The organism is Flavobacterium sharifuzzamanii, assembly GCF_003254585.1.
Lineage (GTDB): Bacteria > Bacteroidota > Bacteroidia > Flavobacteriales > Flavobacteriaceae > Flavobacterium > Flavobacterium sharifuzzamanii.
The window spans coordinates 76,076-97,178 of sequence record NZ_QJGZ01000029.1 but is presented as its reverse complement, the minus strand read 5'-3'; the positions used below and the strand labels follow the sequence as shown (position 1 = coordinate 97,178).

General features: G+C 34.1%; 12 protein-coding genes. 11 read left to right on the top strand and 1 reads right to left on the bottom strand.

Annotated features, from left to right (window positions below):
- From DMA14_RS01250 to DMA14_RS01240, 3 genes are all read left to right on the top strand, one after another.
- Nucleotides 1-2,395 (top strand): T9SS type B sorting domain-containing protein (locus tag DMA14_RS01250; RefSeq protein ID WP_157957639.1); only part of this gene is annotated, 2,395 nt, incomplete at its 5' end.
- 47 nt (nt 2,396-2,442) lie between these two features.
- The gene (locus DMA14_RS01245; RefSeq protein WP_111422488.1) at nt 2,443-3,354 is read left to right on the top strand and encodes a PorP/SprF family type IX secretion system membrane protein; all 912 of its coding nucleotides are present in this window, start codon (nt 2,443-2,445) and stop codon (nt 3,352-3,354) included.
- 8 nt (nt 3,355-3,362) lie between these two features.
- Entirely contained in the window at nt 3,363-5,375 is a 2,013-nt protein-coding gene (locus tag DMA14_RS01240; RefSeq protein WP_111422487.1) for an OmpA family protein, read from the top strand.
- Nucleotides 5,376-5,435: 60 nt separating this feature from the next.
- Here DMA14_RS01240 and DMA14_RS01235 read toward each other — a convergent pair whose 3' ends face one another.
- Nucleotides 5,436-5,768: a hypothetical protein gene (locus DMA14_RS01235; protein ID WP_111422485.1), complete on the bottom strand. Its 333-nt coding sequence runs from the start codon at nt 5,766-5,768 to the stop codon at nt 5,436-5,438.
- Between the two features lie 710 nt (nt 5,769-6,478).
- Between DMA14_RS01235 and DMA14_RS01230 the strand changes: the two genes are divergently transcribed.
- From DMA14_RS01230 to DMA14_RS01195, 8 genes are all read left to right on the top strand, one after another.
- Entirely contained in the window at nt 6,479-6,904 is a 426-nt protein-coding gene (locus DMA14_RS01230) for a CBS domain-containing protein (protein ID WP_111364849.1), read from the top strand.
- Nucleotides 6,905-7,058: 154 nt separating this feature from the next.
- Entirely contained in the window at nt 7,059-9,350 is a 2,292-nt protein-coding gene (locus tag DMA14_RS01225; protein WP_111422483.1) for an NADP-dependent malic enzyme, read from the top strand.
- Between the two features lie 78 nt (nt 9,351-9,428).
- The gene (gene ruvA, locus DMA14_RS01220; RefSeq protein ID WP_111422482.1) at nt 9,429-10,010 is read left to right on the top strand and encodes a Holliday junction branch migration protein RuvA; all 582 of its coding nucleotides are present in this window, start codon (nt 9,429-9,431) and stop codon (nt 10,008-10,010) included.
- Between the two features lie 25 nt (nt 10,011-10,035).
- Complete coding sequence (gene sov / locus DMA14_RS01215; RefSeq protein ID WP_111422480.1) at nt 10,036-17,250, top strand: T9SS outer membrane translocon Sov/SprA; 7,215 nt, start codon at nt 10,036-10,038, stop codon at nt 17,248-17,250.
- Nucleotides 17,251-17,336: 86 nt separating this feature from the next.
- Nucleotides 17,337-17,717: a glycine cleavage system protein GcvH gene (gene gcvH / locus DMA14_RS01210; protein ID WP_111422478.1), complete on the top strand. Its 381-nt coding sequence runs from the start codon at nt 17,337-17,339 to the stop codon at nt 17,715-17,717.
- A complete protein-coding gene (locus DMA14_RS01205; protein WP_111422477.1) occupies nt 17,710-18,093 on the top strand; it encodes a VanZ family protein in 384 nt (127 codons plus the stop codon). The genes gcvH and DMA14_RS01205 overlap by 8 nt, the downstream gene beginning before the upstream one ends.
- A gap of 115 nt (nt 18,094-18,208) precedes the next feature.
- The gene (gene deoC / locus DMA14_RS01200; protein WP_111422475.1) at nt 18,209-18,952 is read left to right on the top strand and encodes a deoxyribose-phosphate aldolase; all 744 of its coding nucleotides are present in this window, start codon (nt 18,209-18,211) and stop codon (nt 18,950-18,952) included.
- A gap of 19 nt (nt 18,953-18,971) precedes the next feature.
- Complete coding sequence (locus DMA14_RS01195) at nt 18,972-21,092, top strand: energy transducer TonB (RefSeq protein ID WP_111422473.1); 2,121 nt, start codon at nt 18,972-18,974, stop codon at nt 21,090-21,092.
- The last annotated feature ends 11 nt before the right edge of the window (nt 21,093-21,103 follow it).

Below are 21,103 nucleotides of genomic sequence, written 5' to 3'. Positions count from 1 at the left end.
TGTGGATACAGATGGAAACATTGTTTTAGGAGCAAATCCGCCAGCGGGAGATTATGAGCTGACTTATGAAATCTGCGAGAAATTAAACCCGGACAACTGCAGTTCAAATGCGGTAAAAGTAACAGTTGGAACTCCAGTAATTGATGCAGTTGAAGATGTAATAGCTTCAATAAATGGAAATATCGGAGGAACAACAATTTCATTAACTGCAAATGATAAATTAAACGGAAATGCAATCGTAGTTGGAACAGCACCTGGAGAAGTTAAGTTTGAAATTGTCGGAACGCTTCCGGCAGGACTTACATTAAATTCAGATTACACTATTACTGTTGCGCCAAATACGCCAGCAGCAGATTATAATCTAGAATATAAAATTTGTGAAAACACAAATCCAACAAATTGTGATTCGGTAATTACAGTAATAAAAGTTACAGGAGGAAATCTTGTAGCAAACGAAGATTTAGTGCCATCAGCAGTTGGGGTAAATATTCCACAAACAGTAATCAATGTTTTTGAGAATGATACTAAAGATGGAAATAAATTAGTGCCATCAGATGTTGATTTGAAAGTAACTCAAGCAGATCCAAAAGGATATTTAACTGTAGATGCAGACGGAAATGTTGTACTAGCACCTAATACACCTGCAGGAGAATATGAATTGACATACACAATATGTGAAAAGTTAAATCCAAATAACTGTGACTCAAATGTTGTAAAAGTTAGCGTAACTGAACCAAAAATGAATGTAACAGCAAATAGTTATTGTTCAAACAATGTTCCTTATGTTAATTATACAGTTGCGCCAGAAAATTTCACAGCACATAATTCATTAACTGTTAGATGGATTGATAGCAACAATAATGTTGTCGCAACTCAGACCAATCTGCCATTAAGCGGAAATATTTTATGGCCAGGAGCAGAAATTGACAGCAACCAAAATGGAACAGATTGGCCAGGATGGATTTTAAATAACGGAATATGGGCAGAAGGAGCAGACGGATTTGAAGCTACCCGAAATGGAGTGAAAATGGAATTTTCATTAAATCCAACTGTTACAGTTTCTGTTGCTTATCCGCCAGCAACGCCAGATTGTAATGCACGTCCAACATTTAGCATAAAAGCAAATAATGACGAGGCGGGACCAGTAAATGCAAAGAAAGGGGTAAATGCAAACATTAATATTTTTGAAAATGATTTATTAAATGGGGCAAAAATAAAAGCTTCAGATGTTATCTTATCAGTTCCAGTTGTACATCCAAATATTTCATTGAATGCAGATGGTTCAATCAACATTGCAGCAAATACTGCAGATGGAGTTTACGAATTGACTTATCAGATTTGTGAGGCTGCAAATGCATCAAATTGTAGTCAAGCAGTAATTAAGATTACAGTTGACAATGTTGTAGATCCAACTCCGCCAACAGAAAATAAAATTACTCTGAACAGCGATAATGATATTAGTGCCGACGGTATTAATGGTTCGTTAGAATTTGTAAATGTTTTAGATAATGATTTGATAAACGGACAGCCAATAAATCCTGCAGATGTTACAGTTAAACCTGTTACAGAAAGTCCATATTTTGAATGGAATGCTGACGGAACGGTAAATGTTAAGCCAAACACACCAGGTGGAAATTATCCGTTGACTTATCAGGTTTGCGAAAAAGCTAATGGAACAAATTGCTCAACAGCCGTATTAAATGTTTTTGTTGAAGTACCAGCTATTTCGGTTATCAAAACAGCAGTTTTCAATGACGAAAATAAGAGCGGTTTTGCAAATGCAGGAGAAACAATTACATACAAATTTACTGTAACCAATACTGGAAATGTACCTCTTGTTGGAATCACAATAAACGATCCATTGCCAGGAGTAGTAGTTTCAGGTCAAGCTATTAATTTGGGTGTAAACGAATCTAACGAAAGTAATTTCACTGCGGTTTACAAAATCACTCAAGAAGATATTAATCGAGGAAGTGTGAGTAATCAGGCAACTGTGAAAGGAAGTAGTGTAAGAGGAGTTGTTGTTGAAGATCAGTCAGACGATGCAAGCAATAGCGGAGACAGTCCAACAGTCTTAGACTTAAACGGATGTTCTATTAAAGTAATGAATGCTTTCTCTCCAAACGGAGACAACAAGAATGCAAGATTCTACATCAGAGGAATAGAATGTTACCCAGAAAATACAGTTGAAATTTATAACCGTTGGGGAGTTTTGGTTTTCAATATAGATCAGTATAACAATAATGATAGAGTTTTTGTTGGATATTCTAACGGACGTTCTACGATAAAGCAAACAGATGGTCTTCCAGTTGGAACGTATTTCTATGTCTTAAAATATAAAGACAGCGCTCAAAAATCTCACCAAGAATCAGGATACTTATACCTTAATAAATAAAATGGAATACGGCTTAGTTAATCCTAAGCCGTTCTAAAACTTAATAAATGAAAAAATTAATTTTAGTTTTTATGTTTTTTTCGATTGTATCAAATGCGCAGCAAGACGCGCAGTACACACAGTACATGTACAACACAATCGAAGTCAATCCAGCGTATGCAGGTTCACGTGGAGCTTTAAGCGTTTTTGGTTTATATCGTACACAATGGATTGGGTTAGATGGAGCGCCAGAAACGAGCACTTTTTCGGTTAATACACCTTTAAAAAATAGCGATTTAGGACTTGGAGTTTCTTTGGTAAATGATAAAATCGGGCCAACTGTAGAAAATACTTTATCAGTAGATTTGTCTTATACGATTCCGACTTCAGAATCATGGAATTTATCTTTTGGTATAAAAGGAACAGCCAATCTTTTTAATATCGATATTAATAAATTGAGTTATGAAGATCAGGACGATCCGCAATTTCAGAATCTAAAAAATAAATTTTCACCAAACGTTGGAGCTGGAATTTATTACCATTCAGACAGAGCTTACATCGGATTATCGGTCCCTAATTTTATAGAAACAAATCGTTATGATTCAGATGATGTTGCTATTTTCAAAGAGAAAATCAATTACTATTTAATAGCCGGTTATGTATTTAATTTGGATCGTTTAGAATACATAAAATTCAAACCAGCATTAATGACCAAAATGGTTGAAGGAGCACCGCTTCAGGTTGATGTTTCAGGTAATTTCATGTTCAATGATAAATTCGTTTTAGGACTTGCTTATCGTTGGAGCGCATCTGTGAGTGCAATGGCAGGATTTCAAGTGACAAAAGGAATGTATATAGGTTATGGTTACGATCATGAAACTACACAATTAAGAAAATACAATTCTGGATCTCACGAGATTTTCCTAAGATTCGAATTCTTCAATAATTACAATAAAATGATATCCCCAAGATTCTTTTAATACAACCTATGAAAGCTATAAAATTAATTTTGATCTTTTTACTGTCTAGTTTTATTTCAAATGTGAATGCACAAAACCCATTTACAAACATGAACATAAAATATGCAGATAAAAAATACGAAGAGTACGCTTACGCCGATGCAATAAAAGTTTATGAGACTTTGGTAACTGATCAGACTACCGATCAAGGAATAATTCAGCGTTTGGCCAATTCATATTATTTTAATGGAGAACTGAAAAGCGCATTAAAATGGTACGAACAATTATTTATAATAAACGAAAACCAAGAGGCTGAATATCTGTATCGATATGCACAATCTTTAAAATCAGCTGGAGATTATCGCAAGTCTGATGAGATTTTGCAAAAATTCAATCAAAAGGCAACTGCAGAAAAAAGAGCAGATTTAATAAGAAGTGACAAAAATTATTTAGAAGATATCAAAGAAAACTCAGGCCGATTTCAAATAGCCGATTCTGGAGTCAATTCCAGATATTCAGATTACGGAAGTGTAGTTTACAATAACAAAATTGTTTTTACTTCTGCACGCGATACAGGCGGAGTGGTGAAAGCCAATTTTCAATGGACAAACAGATCGTTTTCGAGACTGTATAGTGCCGATTTACTTCCGGACGGAAGCGTTGGAAAGCCTGAACTTTTAGTAAAAAGGAAAAAAGACAATTTCAATGAGTCAAGTCCGATTTTTACAAAAGACGGACGCACAATGTATTTTACCCGAAATAATTTTACAGACGGTAAAAGAAGAAGTAACGATAAAAACGTAACGCTTCTTAAATTATACAAAGCTGAGTTTATCGATAACACATGGCAAAATGTAAAAGAACTTCCGTTCAACAGCGACCAATATAGTACTGCGCATCCAGCTCTAAGTGTAGACGAAAAAACATTGTATTTTGCATCAGATATGCCAGGAACGTTAGGTCAGTCCGATATTTACAAAGTAGCAATCAATCAAGACGGAACTTTTGGTACACCAGAAAATCTCGGACCAACAATTAATACAGAAGGAAGAGAAACTTTTCCTTTCATTTCTGGAGATAACGAATTGTATTTTGCTTCTGACGGACGTCCAGGTTTAGGCGGATTAGATATTTTTGCTTCTCGTATAAAAACAAACGGAAGTTATGATGACGTTTTAAATGTTGGTGAACCAGTAAACAGTAAGCAAGACGATTTCGCTTTTAGCATTGACAGCAAAACTAGAAGCGGTTATTTTTCTTCAAACAGAGAAAACGGACTTGGTTTGGATGATATTTACAGATTTACAGAAACAAGAAGATTAATTTGCGAACAAAATTTATTAGGAACAGTTACCGATGCAGAATCAAATGAAATCTTAGCCAACACTTCTCTGACGCTGTTTAATGAAAAATTTGATCCAGTTGGAACAATTACTACAGACGAAAAAGGAAACTACATTTTTCCTGATTTAAGATGTGGAAAAAAATACACGATTAGAACTGCTAAAACAGATTACAATGCTAAAGAAGTTGCAGTAACAATCCTTAAAGAAAAAGGAGAAACGACTCAAATGATTGCATTAAATAAAGTTTTTAAACCTCTTGCCGCAAAAACTGTAGCCATCAAAAAAACGACAATCAGTCCAGTAAAAGTAGGTTCTATAAGAGTAGGTGTAGATATTGCAAAATTGCTAAATCTGCCTATGAATTTCTTTGATTTAGGTAAAGCAACCATCAAGAAAACATCAGAACCGCAATTGATGAAAGTGGTCAATCTTTTAAACGAATATCCAACAATGAAATTAGATATTCGTTCGCATACCGACAGCCGTTCTTCTTCAGAAAGCAATCAGATTCTTTCAGAAAAAAGAGCACAGTCAACTAAAAACTGGCTTATTCAAAAAGGAATCAGCGAAGATAGATTAACTGCAAAAGGTTATGGCGAAACGCAATTAGTAAACAAATGTGCAGATGGAGTAAAATGTACAGAAAAACAGCATATGCAAAATAGACGAAGCGAGTTTATTATTGTTGCGATGTAAAACATCTTCTTTATAAATTATAAAAACCCCTTTTCTAAATTTTAGAAAAGGGTTTTTTGTTTATTTTGTAATTATATTAGAATTTCTATTGAGCAAATAGTCAATTTCACTTAAAAAATCAAATTCATCTTGAGGTATTAATTGAAGAACAGTTTCCAGAATTAAACCTATATTGATAGATTGACGTTTGTCAGTTTCATGAATTTTATGGGCATCTTGCTCCAAAGCCAAAATACATAATTTCAGCATATCGGTAATTACGCAGCCGAGTTCTAAATAATTTTGAAACTTAATCTCAGCAACATTAGTTTTATTATTTGTAGGTCTTAATGTTCGAAAATATAAAGAAGCTAATTTTTTAAGATCTAAATTTTTGATTTCGTTTGATTCCATATAATGAGGTGTTTATTTGAAAAAATAGATGTTTTATTATTCTAAATTATTTTATGCAAGATGCTTTTTCTGTTTATTATTTCCAACATATGATCGTATATTGTTTAAAACAATTCTTACAAATAAAATTGAATGCAAATCTATTAAAATGAAAAAAAAGATAGCACGACATATATGTCGTGTTAATATCTTTCTGAAATTTTACAATCTTTACGGGTTAATGTGGGTTTATATTTCGCTCCTCTGGAGCTCTTCTCCTTTTGTATAATTTTTCAGCTATAAATATTATGCTCCGCTGGAGCATTGCTTTAATTGTCATAAAAAAAGAAAACTCCGTTAGGAATTGTTGGTTGGTAGTCCCAGCGGGACGAAATATTTATAGAATATAATTAAATCCATCTAAGAGCCCCAGCGGGGTGACATTTTTTGTACCATAATTTTCGGCTATAAATATTATGCTCCGCTGGAGCATTTTAGAGATTAAAAAAATGAAAAAAAAACGCTAGGGGTTTCTGGCTGGTAAAAGTTAAAAAATCTAAATTTCTTCAAAAAACAATTCTAAACAAATTCATTCTTTACACTATAATTTTTAAAATTTAATTTTTCGTGTATTATGTTTAAAATGAATCGGTTATGATTTTAAAAAATCGATTTCGTTGCAGATTGTGTTGGTTTTTGTTTTAACTTTATAAATCTAAAAATTTTTCATTATGACTGTAGATCAAATACTTAAAGCAAAAGGAAGAAATGTTTATTCTATTTTCTCCAATTTAACGGTTTATGATGCGTTAAAAGTGATGGGAGAAAAAAACATTGGGGCAATTTTAGTTATGGACGATAATATTTTAAAAGGAATATTATCTGAAAGAGATTACGCCCGAAAAATTGTATTGAAAGATAAATCTTCTAAAGAAACTTTTGTTCATGAGATTATGGAAAGTCATGTTTTTACAGTAAAACTTTCAGATAATCTTGAAGATTGTATGGAACTTATGAGCGAAAAAAGAATAAGACACTTGCCTGTTTTAGAAGACGGAAATGTGGTTGGAGTTATTTCAATCAGCGATGTAGTGAAGGCAATTATAGAAATTCAGAAAGACACGATCAACCATTTGAATTCTTATATTTCTCAATAAAGCACACCTAAAAACGATAAAAATTCAAACGAGTCCAATTTCTATTGGACTTTTTCTATTTATTCGAATAAATTTTAGGAAAAGAAAACGCTAAAAAGACGCCATTTTAAAACAAGACTTATATCTTTGTAAGCTAGAATAAAAGCTAAAAACAATGAACAAAGAGAGTAAAAGAAGAGAAGCGTTACTGTATCACGCAGAACCAACTCCAGGAAAAATTCAGGTAGTTCCAACAAAAAAATATGCAACCCAGAGAGATTTATCATTGGCCTATTCGCCAGGAGTTGCAGAACCATGTTTAGAAATCGCAGCAAACAAAGAAGACGTTTATAAATATACAGCAAAAGGAAATTTAGTAGCCGTAATTTCAAACGGTACGGCTGTTTTAGGACTTGGAAATATTGGCCCAGAAGCAGGAAAACCTGTAATGGAAGGAAAAGGTTTATTGTTTAAAATTTTCTCAGACATTGATGTTTTTGATATCGAAATTGATACAGAAAATGTTGAAGAATTCATTCAAACTGTAAAAAATATTGCTCCAACTTTTGGAGGTATCAATCTTGAAGATATCAAAGCTCCAGAATCTTTTGAAATAGAAAGAAGATTAATCGAGGAATTGGATATTCCAGTAATGCACGACGACCAGCACGGAACAGCAATTATCTCTTCTGCAGCTTTAATCAATGCACTTGAATTGGCAGGTAAAAAAGCAGAAGATGTAAAAGTAGTAGTTTCAGGAGCAGGATCTGCGGCGATTGCGTGTACAGATTTATATGTTTTACTTGGAGTAAAAGTCGAAAATGTTTTAATGTACAACAGCAAAGGACTTTTAACAAAAGACAATCCTGCACTTTCAGATTTACAATTAAAATATTCTGTTGACGGACCTCAGATTCCTTTGGCTGAAGCAGTAAAAGGAGCTGATGTTTTCATCGGATTATCTTCTGGAGATATTCTTTCGCCAGAAATGTTATTGACAATGGCTAACAATCCGATTGTTTTTGCAATGGCAAATCCAAATCCGGAAATTGATTATAATTTAGCTACAGAAACTCGTAAAGATGTTATTATGGCTACTGGGCGTTCAGATTTTCCTAATCAGGTAAATAACGTTTTAGGTTTCCCTTATATTTTTAGAGGAGCACTAGACGTAAGAGCGACAAAAATTAACGAAGAAATGAAAATGGCGGCTGTAAAAGCCTTAGCTATTTTGGCAAAAGAACCAGTTCCAGAACAAGTTAATGTAGCCTACGGTGCAACAAAACTTGGTTTCGGACAAGAATATATCATTCCTAAACCTTTTGATCCTAGATTAATTACTGTTGTAGCGCCTGCAGTAGCAAGAGCAGCAATGGAATCTGGAGTGGCAAAAAATCCTATTACAGATTGGGCAGCTTATGAAGATCATCTTCGTGAGCGTATGGGTAATGATAACAAAATGGTACGTTTGATTACAAACCGTGCAAAATTAGATCCGAAGAAAATTGTTTTTGCAGAAGCAGATCAATTAAACGTTTTAAAAGCAGCTCAAATTGTTTACGAAGACGGAATTGGATTCCCTATTTTGTTAGGAAACAAAGAAGTGATTTTAGAATTGAAACAAGAATTAGGTTTCGATGCTGATCTTGAAATCATTGATCCTAAAACAGATGAAGAAGCTGAAAGACGTAACAGATTTGCAAAATCATTTTGGGAAGCAAGAGATCGAAGAGGAGTTTCTAAATTGGATGCAGAAAAATTCATGCGCGAAAGAAACTATTTTGCTGCAATGATGGTGAATGAAGGAGAAGCTGATGCACTGGTTACAGGGCATTCTAGAAGTTATCCTACTGTTGTGAAACCAATGATGCAGTTAATTCCAAAAGCACAAAATGCTTCACTTATTGCAACAGCAAACATGATGCTTACATCTCGCGGGCCAATGTTCTTGTCAGACACTGCAATAAACATTAATCCATCTGCACAAGATTTGATTAATATTGCTATTATGACTGCAAAAACAGCAAGAATGTTCGGGATAGAGCCAGTTATAGCGATGGTTTCGTTCTCAAACTTTGGTTCTTCAACAAGTGAGAGTGCATCAAAAGTTAGAGAAGCGGTAGCTTACCTTCATAAAAATCATCCAGAATTAATTGTTGATGGAGAAATTCAAGCAGATTTTGCTTTAAATCCAGAAATGCTTCAAGAGAAATTTCCATTCTCTAAATTAGCAGGAAAAAAAGTAAATACATTGGTTTTCCCTAATTTAGAATCAGCAAATATCACGTATAAATTATTAAAAGAATTGTACAAAGTGAACTCAATTGGACCTATCATGATGGGTATGGGCAAACCAGTTCACATTTTCCAATTAGGTGCTAGCGTTGAAGAAATGGTTAACATGGCTGCAATCGCTGTTATTGATGCACAGGAAAAACAAAGCAAAAAGAATAAAATAGCACAATAAACGTTCTTACAAGGATTGAACAAATTTGTCGTAGTTTTATTGCATTTTTGTTATATTTGATACTAATAAACTATATTTATGATAGCACAGTTGCAGGGGAGATTAGTAGAAAAGAATCCTACAGAGGTTGTAATTGATTGTGGCGGAGTTGGTTATCAGGTGAATATATCACTTCACACCTTCTCTTTAATTTCAAATTCTGAAAATATAAAATTGTATACGCATCTTCAAATTAAAGAAGATGCGCATACTTTATATGGTTTTGTTGAAAAATCAGAACGCGAAATTTTTAGAATGCTGATTTCTGTTTCGGGAATCGGAGCTGGAATTGCAAGAACAATGCTTTCGTCTATAGAACCAAAGCAAATTATAAATGCCATCGCATCTGGAGATGTGGGCATAATCCAGTCGATAAAAGGCATTGGAAACAAAACAGCACAAAGAGTTATATTGGATTTAAAGGAAAAAGTTGTTAAATTGTATAATATTGATGAAGTTTTTGCTGTTCAAAACAATAGAAATCGAGATGAAGCGTTATCTGCTCTAGAAGTTCTAGGTTTTGTGCGAAAAGCTTCTGAAAAAGTGGTAGAAAAGATTGTAAAAGAAGATCCAGAAGCTACCGCTGAAACAATTATCAAAAAGGCTTTAAAAAGCTTATAAATTTCATTTTATATAAAACAATTCTATGCGTAAAATTTGTATTTTGTTGCTAGTATTACTCTGCGGTAATGTTTTGCGCGCACAGGTTACACCGGTAACTCAAGATACAACTAAAACTCAATTTTCAGTAGGTAAGATAGATATCGAAGATCCTCCAAGTGTACTTTCTGCATATAAGTACGATCCTATTACAGATCGCTATATTTACACTACTTCGGTAGATGGTTTCTCTATCAATTACCCTTTAATTTTAACTCCAAAAGAATACGAAGATTTAGTTCTAAAAGAATCGCGACGAAATTATTTTAGAAAAAAATCAGATGCCATTGATGGCAAAAAAGCTGGAGCCGAAGCTGCCAAAAAAGATTTATTGCCAAGATATTATATTAATTCGAGTTTGTTCGAAAGTATTTTTGGAAGTAATACCATAGATGTAAAGCCCACAGGATCAGTAGAAATGGACTTGGGTATGCGTTACACCAAACAAGACAATCCTTCATTTTCACCAAGAAACAGATCTTCTCTTACTTTTGATTTTGATCAAAGAATCAGTATGAGTTTGATGGGGAAAATTGGAACCCGTCTTGAAGTAAATGCTAATTACGATACGCAATCTACGTTTGCTTTTCAGAACTTATTTAAACTGGCTTATACACCTTCAGAAGATGATATCGTTCAGAAAGTTGAGGTAGGTAATGTGAGCATGCCTCTTAATAGTACGCTTATTCGAGGTGCTCAAAGTTTATTTGGGGTCAAAGCGCAATTGCAATTTGGTAAGACAACTGTAACAGGAGTTTTCTCAGAACAGAAGTCACAAACCAAAAGTATAGTCGCAGAAGGTGGAGGAACCGTACAAAACTTTGATTTATTTGCATTAGATTATGATAATGACCGACATTTCTTCTTATCTCAATACTTTAGAAATAAGTATGATGCTTCATTAAAAAACTATCCATTAATAGACAGCCGTGTCCAAGTTACAAGGATTGAAGTTTGGGTAACCAATAAGCAGAATAGAATAACAACTGGAAATAATAACTTAAGAAATATTATTGCGCTTCAGGATTTAGGAGAAGGCCAAGTTACTGGTGTTCCTGATAACCAAGTGGTTGTAATTACAGATCCAACAGGTTTCTTTAATAATCCTATTGACTCTCCAACTGACAACACGAACAATAAATACGATCCTGGAGCAATTGGAAAACCAGGAAGTTATTTAAATCCTAATATTAGAGAAATTGTAACGGCCAAATCAGGATTTAATAATACTAACGTAAATGAAGGTACAGACTATTCTGTTCTGGAAAACGCTAGAAAATTAACTACACAAGAATATACTTTTAATCCGCAATTAGGTTATATCTCATTACAGCAACGTTTGGCCAATGACGAAATTTTGGCAGTTGCATTTGAATATACTGTTGGAGGAAAAGTATATCAAGTTGGGGAATTTGGTAGTGACGGTGTAGATGGAACTGTAGTTACAGGAAACAATAACGGAAACCAAGCTATTATAACACAGAGTTTGGTGTTAAAAATGCTGAAAAGCAGTTTGACAAACGTACAGAATCCAGTTTGGAACTTGATGATGAAAAACGTCTATCAAATTCCGCAAGCTTATCAAATCAAACAAGAAGATTTTAGACTTAATATTCTTTACACAGACCCTTCACCAATCAATTATATTACGCCCGTTCAAGGAAGCACTTTTCCGCCAAATCCTGTACCAGATGATAAATTAGATCAAACGCCATTATTAAATGTTTTTAATCTTGACCGTTTAAATTACAATAACGATCCGCAAACAGGAGGAGATGGATTCTTTGATTATGTTCCGGGAGTAACGGTTGATGTTCAGAATGCACGAATTATTTTCACAACTAAAGAACCGTTTGGAGAACTTTTATTTAGAAAGTTAAACACAAACACCGGAGAAAATTATAATGATCCAACTACATATAACCCGAACCAGAAGAAATATGTATTTAGAAACATGTATAAGAATACTCAGGCGGGTGCTTTACAGGATAGTGATAAAAACAAATTCTTATTAAGAGGAAAATACAAATCTTCTGGAAGTAATGGTATTCCTATTGGTGCCTTCAACGTGCCGCAAGGATCTGTAGTGGTAACCGCTGCAGGAAGAGTTTTGGTAGAAGGTATAGATTATAGCGTAGATTATCAATTAGGAAGAGTACAGATATTAGATCCTTCACTTCAAGCCTCTAATACTCCAATTGAGGTTTCATTAGAAAACAACTCAATTTTTGGACAGCAGACAAGAAGGTTTATGGGATTTAATATTGAGCATAAAATCTCTGAAAAGTTTGTTGTGGGTGGTACTTTCTTAAAAATGACAGAACGTCCTTTTACTCAAAAATCAAGCTATGGTCAAGAATCTGTAAATAATACCATTTTTGGTTTCAATGGAAATTATTCAACTGAAGTTCCGTTTTTAACAAGATTAGCTAATAAACTGCCAAATATAGATACAGATGTTCCTTCGAATCTTTCGATTCGTGGGGAAGTTGCATTTTTGAAACCAGATGCTCCAAAAGCAAGTGATTTTGAAGGTGAGGCTACTATTTATATTGACGATTTTGAAGGTACTCAGACTACGATCGATATGAGATCTGCTTATGCATGGAGTTTGGCTTCAACACCATTTATTAATTCAGCCACAGACAATACTTTTAATGCTAGCTCAAATACATTAGAGTATGGCTATAAGAGAGCTAAGCTTTCTTGGTACAGCATCGACCCAATTTTCTATACTTCAAAACCATCAGGAATTTCAAATGATGATTTATCTTTAAATACAACAAGAAGGATTTATAGTAAAGAGCTTTATCCAAATACAGATATTGCGCAAGGACAGATTCAGGTGATTAATACATTGGATTTAACCTATTATCCATCAGATAGAGGGCCATATAATAATAACCCTGATTTTGCTTTGAGCAATCCATCAGCTAATTTTGGTGGAATTATGCGTGCGCTGAACTCTACAAACTTTGAGCAAGGGAATGTTGAGTATATTCAGTTCTGGGTACTTGATCCTTATGTTGGTAATGGAGAAGCGTTGCCAACGAACAGCGGAAAAATCTATTTCAATTTAGGAGAAGTTTCTGAAGACGTTTTAAAAGACGGAAGAAAACAATATGAAAATGGTTTAGGGCCAGATCAGATTATGGTAAATCCGCAACCAATTTGGGGAGACGTACCAGCATCTCAATCATTGATTTATGCATTTGATACTAATCCAGATAATCGTAAGAATCAGGATGTCGGTTTAGACGGTTTGCCAGATGCAAAAGAAGCATCGATTTATACCAATTATGCTGGAGAAGAAGATCCTGCGGGAGATAATTATAAGTATTTTTTAAATGCAGAAGGAGGCGTTTTACAGCGTTATAAAAGATACAACGGAACAGAAGGAAACTCTGCGGTAAGTGTTGATGATCCGAACCGTGGTTCTACAACTCTTCCAGATGTTGAGGATATCAATCGTGATAATACTATGAGTACAATCAATGCATATTATGAATATAGTATTGATGTAAAACCGGGAATGCAGGTTGGAGAAAATTATATTACAGACATTAGAGAAGTTCAGAATGTAGAACTTCCAAATGGAGGTTCAACCAATGCAAGATGGATTCAGTTTAAAATACCTGTATCAAAACCTCAAAATACTATTGGAAATATTACCGATTTTAGATCGATTCGTTTCATGCGTATGTTTATGACTGGATTTAACGATCAGATGACGGTGCGTTTCGGAGCTTTAGATTTAGTTAGAGGAGAGTGGAGAAAGTACACAGGAACATTAGATGCAAATGATACAAATCCTGATGATGACGGAACTCAATTTGATGTTGCGGCAGTAAATATTCAAGAAAACGGTACAAAATGTCCAGTTAACTATGTTATCCCGCCAGGAGTTCAAAGAGAACAGTTGTATAATAATAATACAATTATAAACCAGAATGAACAGTCTTTAGCGGTTCGAATAGCGGGGACCGGATTAGAATATCAAGATTCTAGAGCGGTTTTCAAAAATGTAAGTGTTGATATGCGTCAGTACAAAAAACTGAAAATGTTCCTTCATGCGGAATCACTTCCTAATGAAAATCAGCTTTTAGATGATGAAATGATCGGATTTATTCGTTTTGGTAACGACTTTACACAAAACTTTTATCAGGTTGAAATCCCATTAAAAGTAACAAGAACAGGCGGATCATGTACTATTAGTCCAGATCAGGTTTGGCTTGAAGAGAATAATATTGATTTGGCTTTATCATTGCTGACAAGAATGAAGATTTTGGGAATGAATATCGATATTAATTCGCCAAAAAGAGATATAAATGGTGTTTATTATCCAGACCGAGATCCAGACGTACAAGGAGGTGACCAAGATGCTAAGTTAACTTTAGGTATTAAAGGGAATCCGAATTTTGGATTGGTTAGAAATTTAATGGTCGGAGTAAAAAGTGCAGCAAACCATAAAGATATTATGGGAGAAGTTTGGTTTAACGAACTTCGTATGTCTGATCTAGAAAATAAAGGAGGTATGGCTGCATTGTTAAATGTAGATACCAATATGGCCGATTTGATGACATTATCTGCTTCTGGTAAAAAGAGCACGATTGGTTTTGGTTCTCTAGAGCAAGGTGCAAACGAAAGAGATCGTGAAGATATTCAGCAGTATAACATTGTAACCAATATAAATTTAGGGAAGTTGTTGCCTCCAAAATGGGGTATTAATCTACCATTCAATTATGCTATTGGAGAAGAAGTTATTACGCCAGAATACGATCCATTTAATCAGGATATTAAGTTGGATCAATTGATTAAAGAGACGACAGATCCGGCAGAAAAAGAAAACATTAGAACACGTGCGGTTGACTACACCAAGCGTAAAAGCATCAATTTTATCGGGGTAAGAAAAGATAGAGCACCAGAGCAGAAGCCTCATGTTTATGATGTAGAAAACTTTACTTTTTCTCAATCATACAATCAGGTGGAAAGACATGATTATGAAGTTGAAAATTACAACGATGAACAGTCTAATACAGCTGTAAATTATGCTTATACGTTCCAGCCAAAAGAGGTAGTGCCATTTAAGCAGACCCAATTCATGAAAAAAAGTGATTATTGGAAAATGTTGAGTGATTTTAACTTTAATTATCTTCCTTCAAATATTTCGTTTAATACTAACATTTTAAGACAAAGCAACCGTCAACAGTACAGACAAGTTGAAGATGTGCAAGGTATCGGACTTGACCCGCTTTATAGAAGAAATTTTGCTTTTAATTATCAATATGGTTTCGGATTTAATTTGACAAAATCATTAAAATTAAATTATACAGCAGCGTCTAATAATATTGTTAGAAACTTCTTGAATGACGATAATACACCAAAAGAAGATTTTAATATCTGGGATGATTATTTTGATATTGGTATACCAAATCAGCACTTACAGCAATTGGTTCTGAATTATGATATTCCAATTAATAAAATTCCAATATTTAGTTTTGTAAAAGCGACTTATTCATATACTGCAGATTACAACTGGCAGAGATCATCAACGGCAATGTCTCAGTATGTTGATGACAGTGGAGTATCTTGGGATTTAGGAAATACGGTTCAAAATGCCAATTCAAATACGTTTTCGACGACATTGAATATGAATACATTGTATAAATATTTAGGTTTAACGCCAGGCTCAAAACCAGCAAAAACTACAAAACCAGCTGCGCCACCAAAACCAGGAGAGAAGATTGTAAACACGGCTAAACCAGTTACAAGCAGTAATCCTTTTTATGATGGTTTAATCGGAGTTTTAACGAGTGTTAAAAACGTTCAGATTAACTACACAAAAAATAGCGGAACAGTTTTACCGGGTTATATTCCAGGTGTAGGTTTCTTTGGTACTTCTAAACCTTCTTTAGGATTTGTATTTGGTAGCCAAGACGATGTACGTTTTGAAGCGGCGAAGAACGGATGGCTAACCAGTTACCAGAATTTCAATCAGAATTTCACACAGGTTAGTAACAAATTGTTAAAAGTAACAGCAAATATAGATTTACTGCCAGATTTAAAAATTGATTTGGCTATGGATCGTGCTTATTCTGAGAACTCATCAGAGCAGTACACTGTTAGAGATTCTATTGGAGGATTGTATTATAAGCCATTATCTCCATATACGTATGGAATGTTTTCTATTTCAACGGTATTAATTAAAACGGCTTTTTCGACAAGTACAGAAACTGTGTCCTCTGCATTTGATGATTTCAGAAGCAATCGTTTGGTTATAGCAAATCGTTTGGCTGAGGGTCACTATGGGGCAGGGACAGTGATTCCTAGATATGGAGATGCAAATAACCCTATTCCAGCTGAAACAGATCCTAATTATAAAATATATGTAGCCAATGAAGGATATCCTATTGGTTTCTCAAAAAGTAATCAGGCTGTTTTATTGCCTTCGTTTATGGCGGCATATACAGGAGCAGATGCATCTAAGAGTTCAACAGGTATTTTTAGAAGTTTCCCTATTCCGAACTGGAATGTGAAGTATAATGGATTAATGCGTTACAAATATTTCAAAGATCATTTTAGACGTTTTTCATTACAGCACAATTATAGAGCGTCGTATACAATCAGCCAATTTAGATCTAACTTTGATTATTTAGAAAATCCAACAGGACAGGATGTAAACACAAACTTCTTTAATAAAACGATTATGTCTAATGTCAATTTAGTAGAGCAGTTTAGTCCGTTGATGAGAGTTGATTTTGAGCTGAAAAATTCATTCCGTTTATTAACAGAGGTTAAAAAAGATCGCGCATTGTCTATGAGTTTCGATAATAATTTATTGACAGAAGTTAGAGGAATAGAGTACGTTGTAGGAGTAGGATATCGTTTTAAGGACGTGATCATTTCGTCTAGATTAGCAGATAATCCAACTGGAATTATTAAAAGTGATATCAATATAAAAGCTGATTTTTCATATAGAAATAACGAAACTCTGGTTCGCTATTTAGATTATGATAATAACCAGCTTGCGGCAGGACAGAATATCTGGACATTGAAAGTGACTGCAGATTATGCTTTCAGTAAAAACTTAACAGCAATATTCTATTATGACCATTCGTTCTCGAAAGCAGTAATTTCGACTTCTTTCCCTTTAACGAACATCAGATCAGGTTTCACACTTCGTTATAATTTTGGAAATTAAATTTTAGTTTCTAAACTAGATTTTATTAGAAGATTATTACATTTGTGGCTCAAATTTTAAACAATTAATTTTCAAACACAACTATTATGAGCATACCAGCAAATTTAAAGTACACAAAAGATCACGAATGGGTTAGCATCGAAGGAGATGTTGCAACAGTAGGAATTACTCATTTTGCACAAAAAGAGTTAGGAGATATCGTGTATGTTGAAGTAGAAACTTTAGATCAGACACTTTCAAAAGATGAAGTTTTTGGAACTGTTGAGGCTGTAAAAACAGTTTCTGATTTATTCTTACCATTATCAGGTGAAATCATTGCTTTTAATGATGATTTAGAAAGCTCTCCTGAAACAGTAAACTCAGATCCTTACGGAGCTGGATGGATGATTAAAATAAAAATTGCTGATGCATCAGAAATCGATTCTTTATTATCTGATCAAGCTTATAAAGATTTAATCGGTGCCTAAACAACTCTTATTAATTTGGGCAATTATCTGCTCTGGAATCATTACTTATTTTTGTCTAACAGATTCTAGTAATATACCAACGGTTAATTTTCCGAGTATTGATAAAATTGTCCATTTCTGTTTTCATTTTGGATTTACGATTTCTTGGATTTTGTTTTTCAAAAAAGAATTAAAAGGAAAAGATGCAGACGATTATAAAGCCTATTTGATTTCTTTTATATTTTCTGTTTTTTTTGGAATAACAATCGAAATTCTCCAAAGTGCTCTTACAGTTACTAGAGCTTCAGATGTTACAGATGTTTTAGCAAATGCGCTTGGGGCAGTTGTGGCGGTTTTTTCAGCAATAGGATTTAAAAAGCAAATTGATAAAATATAATTTTAGAAACCCACTTCGGTGGGTTTTTTATTACAAGAAAATCAAGTGCTTAAAAAACTATGTTTTTTCAATATAAAATGTACTTTTGTGCTGGTTTTCTGCAACTTCTATCAAAATGAATGTAAAGCAATATTTGGACTCTACGTATTTAAAAACTGCATCGCAAGCTGGTCTTTCGGAAGCAGAAAATACGGTTGTGGTCAAGAATGCAATTGCTGAAGCAATTCATGAAGGCTTTAAACTCATTATGATTCGTCCAGAATATGTTGCTCTGGCAAAAAAAATGATCATAGATGCCAATTCTGTTTTATTAGTCGGAACCGTAATTGATTTTCCAGAAGGAAAGTCAAGTTTGGAAGATAAGATTAAAGAAGCAAATGAAGCTATTGCTAACGGAGCAGATGATTTAGATTTTGTCTGTAACTACGAAGCATTCAAAAATGGTGATCTCGATTTAGTAAAAAAAGAAATCTTAATCGGAACACAGATAGGGTTGGCAAACGATAAAACAGTAAAATGGATTATTGAAGTTGCCGCTTTAACAGATAAAGAAATTATTCAGCTATCTGCCTTAATAAAACATGTTGTAGTATCTAATTTTAAAGAAGACGATTTTGAATCTGTTTTCGTAAAATCTTCTACAGGTTTTTATAAAACTGATGATGGTGTTCCGAACGGAGCAACAGTCCCAACAATAATTATGATGCTCGAAAATGCTTCGCCGCTTTCAATAAAAGCAGCGGGCGGAGTTCGTTCATTTGAAGAAGCCGCAGAGATGATTCGTTTAGGAGTGAAAAGAATCGGAACTTCGGCTGCAAAAGCAATTGCCAACGGAGAAATTTCCCCAAATCAATATTAAATAAATCCCCAAATTTTAAGTGAATAAGTTTTTTTTGTCCCTTGTTTTAGTTTTTTCTTTTTTTATTGTTTCCTCTCAAAATGGCAGTCCTTCGGTTCAGCCTGGTTTTACATCAGAAATGTTTCCTGTTTTTCCTAACTGTGAAAATTTAGATGGCAAAAAATTAGAAACCTGTTTTTATAAAGAAGTTCAAGATTTCGTATTTAACAATTTTCAAGTTCCTGAGAAGCTGAAACAGAGCAATTACAAAGGGGCAGTAAAATTACTTTTTGAAGTAAATGCCGAAGGAGAATTTAAAGTAATTTACGTTTCTGCCGAAACAGAAGAATTGTCTGAAGAAGCAAAAAGAGTATTCAGTATATTTCCAAAAATAAAGCCATCAACTTTTAACGGAAAACCGACGTATTCTAAATATACAATTTCTATTGATATACCACTAAAAAGTGCAGCTCAGCTTGCCGCAGAAGCTCAAGCAGCGGCAGAAATTTTAAAACCGGCAGAAAAACCAATGACAGAATTGGATAGTATTGTATACAAAAAATACAATAATCCAGAATTTGATAGCCATTTAAATATTCCTTTCTCGCATAGTTATTATGCACAGTTTGATGAAGAAATGAATCAGGTTGGAATTAATAACCATACGGCATCTAAGCCTTATACTTATGCTGAGGTTTCGAAATATTATAATTTGAGAGCAGTGAATGAATCATTGCAGAAAAAGACATCGACTTGGTTGGGAAGAAAATGGTGGAATGAAAACCTAGTGCAGATTCAGGGGGAAGATTATTGGTTTGCTTTAAATCCGATTGTAGACTTGCAAATGGGTAAGGCTTCAGATCTTGATGCATCTTACACTTACGTGAATACAAGAGCACTTAATTTTAGAGGAGGTTTGGGAAAACAAATCAACTTTACGACTACTTTTTTTGAAAGTCAGGGAAGATTTGCAGGATACTTCAATGACTATGCTGAATCTATTAAGCCATCTGGAGGAAATCCGGCGATTATTCCAGGAGTTGGAATTGCAAAAAGATTCAAGACAGATGCCTATGATTTTCCTTTAGCGGAAGCGAATATTACCTTCGCGCCAGGTAAGATATTTGATTTTCAATTAGGTTATGGGCGAAATTTTATAGGAGATGGTTACCGTTCTTTGTTAGAAAGCGATGGGGCAAGTCCATATCCGTATTTTAAACTGAATACCAAATTTTGGAAAATTAAATATACCAATACATATATGTGGATGAAAGATGTTCGTCCAGAGGTAACAGCTGAAAAAACTTACGCAACAAAATTTATGGCAAATCACTATTTGAGCTGGAATGTTTCAAATAGAGTGAACTTAGGTTTTTTTGAATCTGTAGTTTGGACAAATACTAATAATAGAGGTTTTGATGCTAATTTTGTTAATCCGATTATTTTTTACCGTGCAGTAGAATTTGGTTCTTCATCTAGAAGTGGAAATGCACTTTTGGGGATTACTGGAAAATACAAATGGAATAACAGTATAAATCTGTATTCTCAATTTTTAATCGATGAGTTTTCTGTTTCTGATGTTGGAGCAGGAAATCAAAGCTGGAAAAATAAATTTGGATTTCAGTTTGGAGCAAAATATTTCAATGCCTTTAATGTGAAAGATTTGTTGTTGCAAGTCGAATTGAATCGTGTGCGTCCCTATGTGTACTCGCACAGTGCTGTTATTACAAATTATGGACATAACAACCAAAGTGTTGGACATCAGTGGGGAGGAAATTTTAAAGAACTTATTGCAATTGCAAGATATCATAAAGGACGATGGCTAGCAGATGCTAAACTAACAGTTGGAACTAGAGGTTTGGATTTTGATACTGCTGCTGACTCTTATAATTATGGGGGAAATATTTATAAAAGCTACGACGAAAAACGTCCTTATAATACTGGTGTAAAAATAGGTCAGGGAAATAAAACGAATGTTTTTATTGCCGATGTTCAAGGAGGATATCTAATTAATCCGATGACGAATTTGAAATTATTTGGAAGTTTAATCTACAGGAATTTCGATCCGACTCAAGAAACGGCAACAACTTTTAAGCAAAGTACCACTTGGTTTAGTGTTGGTTTACGTTCGGATATTTTTAATTGGTATTTTGATTACTAGTCTTTTTAATA

What these genes read in the sequence shown, in the direction of transcription:
- DMA14_RS01235 (WP_111422485.1), bottom strand. Translation starts at nt 5,768, where the DNA reads ATGGAATCAAACGAAATCAAAAATTTAGATCTTAAAAAATTAGCTTCT.
- DMA14_RS01240 (WP_111422487.1), top strand. Translation starts at nt 3,363, where the DNA reads ATGAAAGCTATAAAATTAATTTTGATCTTTTTACTGTCTAGTTTTATT.
- ruvA (WP_111422482.1), top strand. Translation starts at nt 9,429, where the DNA reads ATGATAGCACAGTTGCAGGGGAGATTAGTAGAAAAGAATCCTACAGAG.
- DMA14_RS01245 (WP_111422488.1), top strand. Translation starts at nt 2,443, where the DNA reads ATGAAAAAATTAATTTTAGTTTTTATGTTTTTTTCGATTGTATCAAAT.
- deoC (WP_111422475.1), top strand. Translation starts at nt 18,209, where the DNA reads ATGAATGTAAAGCAATATTTGGACTCTACGTATTTAAAAACTGCATCG.
- gcvH (WP_111422478.1), top strand. Translation starts at nt 17,337, where the DNA reads ATGAGCATACCAGCAAATTTAAAGTACACAAAAGATCACGAATGGGTT.
- DMA14_RS01225 (WP_111422483.1), top strand. Translation starts at nt 7,059, where the DNA reads ATGAACAAAGAGAGTAAAAGAAGAGAAGCGTTACTGTATCACGCAGAA.
- DMA14_RS01230 (WP_111364849.1), top strand. Translation starts at nt 6,479, where the DNA reads ATGACTGTAGATCAAATACTTAAAGCAAAAGGAAGAAATGTTTATTCT.
- sov (WP_111422480.1), top strand. Translation starts at nt 10,036, where the DNA reads ATGCGTAAAATTTGTATTTTGTTGCTAGTATTACTCTGCGGTAATGTT.